Here is a 5,009-nt window from a genome sequence, read left to right on the forward strand (position 1 = left end):
CTGTCACTTCTCCTCGTTTATTGACAATTAACCACGAAAGACAAAAACCCTTATTTTGCCCTAAAACCCTTGCCAGAAAAGCGTTGGAGCCGCAAGTTTTTAGACCTGAATCCTTACAATAGCGCCTCCAATATTGAGCCATCTATTATCCAAATTTTCTCGAATTTTGACAAGGTAAATTGAATACTTTCTGGCAACGGACGTTGATTTCTACTATGCCAAGCTGAAGAGAGATTTGGCAATAAATCTTTAAATACTTTTTCAAATAACTCCGCAGGAAATGTCAAAAATCGTTGTGACACCGCTTGTTGACTAACTTTTGTGGGATTACACCACAGAAAACCGTCTCTGGCTAAGATTCTGGTCAGTTCTCTCACCCCTGCTACGTCTCGCCACAGTAACGTTAATACCGCAGCCATCATCAACGGTAAATTCAATATCCGCTCTCGGAGTCCTAATTTTCGGTAGTAATTTTCTTGATTTGTAATCGCCGGTGTCAGCAATCTTTCCAGTTGCTCTGCAATTACTTCATCTTCCACCATTGGTCTGTGTGTTTTTTTCGCGTGGTCTCGATTGGTTTTTCGGCTGCTGGTCATGGCTGCTCACAATCCCTCTATTACTTGTCTGTCATAAGTTTCCCACGATCCCAGACTCATGGAAATACTACCCTTGACAATTTCCCTTTTTCCTTAACTTGTCACCAATGATTGTTTCCTGAGCCTTCAGACCTTCAACTATTTGTTGCTGGCTAAGATTTGGCCATTTAATTTTTTCCGACATTGTATCTCGGGCTGTGTGGTTTTTTAAGACTTCTAAAAAACGCTCATTTAAATCAGGTATCTCAGACTCCCTAGTTTTTCTTCCTCCTCCAGGTCGGCGAATTGTCTGTTGATTAAAAGTAGTGTCTAATTCACTTTTTAATTCCTTAATTCCCTTGGCTATTGTATTCCTGTCTACTCCCAAAACTCGGGCTATGTAAATAATTCCACCACGACCAAGTTTTACGGCTTCTATCGCTGCATATTTTCTTTGATCTTTTTCAGATAAAGACTGATGATGTTTTCGCATTAAATCAGTAATTTCGTCTGAGTAACACATAAATTAAGTTAGTAAGAAATGATTTAAATCAAAAAATCTTGGGCGATAGATATAAGAAGAACCAAGTAGGCATAATATTTGACATCTCTACCGAAACATACACCTCTTCATATTCACTCATTTATTTATTATATACAGCACTTTGCTTAACGATTAGGTACAATATTAGAGGTGGTAAGAAAGAGAAAAATGAAACCCTACTCCCTAGATATACGTCAAAAGATTGTAAGGATTCAGGTGAAAAATAGTTCATTCAGAGCGGAGAAATATGGTAGTGTAGTCAGATGAGCGAAAAATCAGAGTTATTAGCACTGAAAAGGGAAATAGTTGACCAGTTGAGCCGTGAGGAACTGATCAAAATTGTGCTGACCCAACAGAAGCTGATTGAAAAACTACAAGAAGAGGTCGCAAAGCTCAAAGAGAAACAGCCAAGCAATAGCAAAACATCATCGAAACCCCCATCGAGTGATCTCATACAGAAATCAGAGACAGCCGCTTTTGATAACTCAAAAGAGTCAGAGTCCCAACCAAAGCGAAAACCAGGAGGACAGCCTGGACATATCGGCAAAACCCGCAAAGGATTTGGGCGAGTAGATAGATATCAAATCAGCACTCCTGACTATTGTGAGCATTGTGGCAGCAGAGAATTAAGTGAGATGATTGGTTATAGCAAGCAGCAGGTAGCGTGCTTAGTAAATAGACCAATTGAAGTAGTGGAATATCAACGAGCCAAATGTCAGTGTAATGAATGTGGAGCAATGGTGATTGGATCAGTCTCACCGGGTATAGTGCCAGGACAAGACTTAAGCATCGACCTACAAGCATTATTGGTATGGCTAGGTAATTATGGGCATATGTCTTATGAAAAGCAACAAGAATTGCTGCGGGAATTAGGTGGTATTGAAATTGGGATCGGGACATTACAAGCAACCAATGCGCGAGTAGCTAATGCTGTAAAGCCCGCCGTTAAAGACTTATGGCAATGGGCACCGTTACAAGCTAACGTCCATGTCGATGAAACCCCGTGGTGTGTTAAGGGCGTCAAAGAATGGTTGTGGACAGCTACAGGTCAAGATTTTTGCCTGTTCCATGCTGCGGACACTCGCAGTCGCTCAGAATTAGAAACAATGCTGGGGAATGAGGCAAGCTGGAGTGTTGAATTCTGATGATTTTAGCGTATATAACGGTGTGATTGTGGGAGCGCAGCAGAAATGTCAGGCCCATCTACGACGACATTTTAAGAAAGTTCTTCAAATCAGTCACGGTAACAACACTGTCGTCGCAGAGGCATTTTTGGAATTAATTGATGAGGCATTTCGACAACATCGAATTCAGGGCGTGAGCACCCTGAAGAACTTGATTATCACACTTGGGCGAGGAACTTTAAGACCAGACTGGCAGAATTGTTAAATACTTGGATTGGTCATGTTGGTTATACTGCTGGACTGTTGCTGCGCTCGTTGCGTGAGAAAGCGCACCAATGGTGGTATTTTTTAGACCACCCTGAAATTCCCCCTGACAATAATTTGGCAGAACGTTCTCTGCGATTAGCCGTGACTAAACGTAAAGTATCTGGCGGTTCCCGCTCCATGTCTCGATTTGAACAAACTGCTGATTTGTTATCTGTGATTCAGACTTGTCGGTTTCAAGCTAAAAGCGCAATGGCTTTTTTCCGTGATGCTCTATCTGCCCATTCTTGTAACTTTTTTATGCCTTCTCTGATTCCCCAATCAAAGACCTGAATCCTTACAAAAGATTATTGACACAAGGAGAAGCAGGTAACACCTCTATTCGGAAAGTAGCAGAAAGATTTCAAGTGAGTAAAAGTACGGATCGCGGCACTACTAAAGCGAAAAAAAGAGACAGGAAGACTACTCCCTAGTCAGGCAAAGGGTGGTAAACTGAGCCAACTCTTTGGTCACGAACAACAGATTGAAGAGATGGTAGCCCAGTATCCAGATTACACACTTGCAGAATATTGTGAGTATTGGCACGAAAAAACAGGAGTATGGTTGAGCGAGAGTGCCATGTGCCGATTCTTACAATATTCTGCAACTCACTTTGAAAAAAAAAACACTACGGAGTAGTCAAGCCCATAAAGAAATTAATCAAAAGAAGCGAGTAGAATATTGGGAAAAAATCCGAGATGTCGAACCAGAAAATCTGATATTTTTGGACGAAATGGGCGTATTGCTGGGGAGAATGAGACTTAGAGCTAGAAGTAAAAAGGGAGAAAGAAGCTACGATATCAAGCCATTTTATAGAGGAAGTAGGGTAACAGTGGTGGGAGCAATAAGCAATAAGAAAGTCATCGCCATGAAGACAATAGAAAAATCGATAAACGGAGAGGAGTTCAAGAAATTTGTGCAAGAACAACTGGTTCCAAAATTATGGAGAGGAGCGGTATTAGTCATGGATAATTTGAAGGCGCACAAAGTAGAGGGGGTAGAAGAAATGATTGAAGCAGTGGGAGCAAGAATAGTGTATTTATCACCTTACTCACGCCTAGTTTAACCCGATCGAACATTTATGGTGGGAATTAAAGGCATGGCTCAGGAGATTTGTACCTCGAAGTGTACAGATTGTGGAAAAACTCTTGGAATTGGGAGTGAAATTATGTTCAACTAAGCAAATCGAAAATTATTTTGCTCACTGCTGTTACTGTACCTCTTAGTCACGCAAAGTGCTGTATCGCTGATGTTATTAAATTTTCATTCCTGGGACGATTGAGGGTACTCAGGCATGGGATACTTTTATGTCTCTTGTTGCTACTACTCGTCAGTTGCGAATCAGTTTTTTTGATTATGTCCGTGACCGAATTTCTCAACTTGGAATTATTCCCTCTCTCTCTACTATTATTCGCTCGGCGTTGCTTAATCAGGGTATGAAAAAAATAAGTTGAAAATCCAGAAGCTTTGTGGATACTGGTTTCTATGACTTGCATATTTAGCCTTTCATACCGTAAATCAGCAACGCCATTCGCTCCAAGTCTTCTCTTCATCCCTTGGGCTTATCTTGGCAACTAGAATAACTGCTACCCCTACTTATTGAGCCGATACCTTGTGAGTAATGTCTACGGCTAGCTGTCACGAAACGGAAAGTTTCTGGCGGCTCTCGTTCGATGAAACGATTTGAGGAAACGGCTAATCTCTTGAGTGTGATTCAAACCTGTCGTTTTCAATCTCGTTCAGTAATGGCTTTTTTCCGTGAGGCTATTTCTGCCCATTCTTGTGACTTGGCTCGGCCTGAGCTTATTCCCTTCTTTCAGACCTGAATCCTTACCTCAATACTACTGCCCTCATCACGGGTAACGTCAACAATCGTAGCTTGCGGGGCGGGACGCCATCGCGCAGTTTTTTGTCCCCTGCCGTTAAGCGTGACGCCTTAAAGGTTTCAAGACTCAGCCAATTCCACAGCAGAGCTTCTATTTTTGCCATCGGCAGACCCGGTAGTTGCGTGGCTCCACGCAAGTCTGGATTACCTGAATGAGCTGGGCGTTTTCGGCTCATAAAATTTCATCACGATTCGACGAGCTCTCATACTTAGTCAGATTGTAACCCCAGTAAGAGCGAGTGTGATTTTTGCTTAATATCGCGTGGTAGACGTTAAGAACGATCGCCTGGTTGAGGGCGATGGCATCCTTCAGTTTAAGTTGACACCAATGAACCTTGCCTTACCTCTACTGTAAGTAAGCCCCATCATGTTGAACCACTGACTCCTTCTACCCATGCGCGGGAGATAGTCTGCCCCAAAGTCCAATCTTGCCCCAAAAAAAGACCCCATAGTTATAAAGAGGAGTCAGCCAGGGGATACCGGAGCAGGCGATAAATGTCGAAACCCTTGGTGTGTATAGGTTCAAAAAAAAGTCAAAAATATTTTCACAAAACGCTTGACAACTCTGGGGAGAGTTG

General features: G+C 42.2%; 3 protein-coding genes and 3 pseudogenes. 3 read left to right on the forward strand and 3 right to left on the reverse strand.

Annotated elements, in window-relative coordinates:
• Positions 1-119: 119 nt before the first annotated feature.
• Positions 120-542, reverse strand: a pseudogene (locus tag QUB10_RS33700) (IS4 family transposase); the annotation flags it as partial.
• A 121-nt stretch (positions 543-663) separates the two neighbouring features.
• Positions 664-1,098 (reverse strand): hypothetical protein, encoded by a 435-nt coding sequence (locus QUB10_RS33705; protein ID WP_333207463.1) that lies wholly within the window; start codon positions 1,096-1,098, stop codon positions 664-666.
• Between the two features lie 284 nt (positions 1,099-1,382).
• Here QUB10_RS33705 and tnpC point away from each other — a divergent pair.
• From tnpC to QUB10_RS33720, 3 genes and pseudogenes are all read left to right on the forward strand, one after another.
• Positions 1,383-2,840, forward strand: a pseudogene (gene tnpC / locus QUB10_RS33710) (IS66 family transposase).
• Between the two features lie 319 nt (positions 2,841-3,159).
• Positions 3,160-3,612, forward strand: coding sequence for a transposase (locus QUB10_RS33715; protein ID WP_333207464.1), 453 nt, complete (start codon positions 3,160-3,162; stop codon positions 3,610-3,612).
• Positions 3,613-4,171: 559 nt separating this feature from the next.
• A pseudogene (locus QUB10_RS33720) lies at positions 4,172-4,372 on the forward strand (IS66 family transposase); the annotation flags it as partial.
• A 4-nt stretch (positions 4,373-4,376) separates the two neighbouring features.
• Here the strand turns inward: QUB10_RS33720 and QUB10_RS33725 are convergent.
• Entirely contained in the window at positions 4,377-4,607 is a 231-nt protein-coding gene (locus QUB10_RS33725; RefSeq protein WP_333207466.1) for a hypothetical protein, read from the reverse strand.
• Positions 4,608-5,009 lie beyond the last annotated feature (402 nt).

It is taken from the genome of Microcoleus sp. B5-D4, assembly GCF_036705145.1.
Lineage (GTDB): Bacteria > Cyanobacteriota > Cyanobacteriia > Cyanobacteriales > Microcoleaceae > Microcoleus.

What these genes read in the sequence shown, in the direction of transcription:
- QUB10_RS33705 (WP_333207463.1), bottom strand. Translation starts at nt 1,098, where the DNA reads ATGTGTTACTCAGACGAAATTACTGATTTAATGCGAAAACATCATCAG.
- QUB10_RS33725 (WP_333207466.1), bottom strand. Translation starts at nt 4,607, where the DNA reads ATGAGCCGAAAACGCCCAGCTCATTCAGGTAATCCAGACTTGCGTGGA.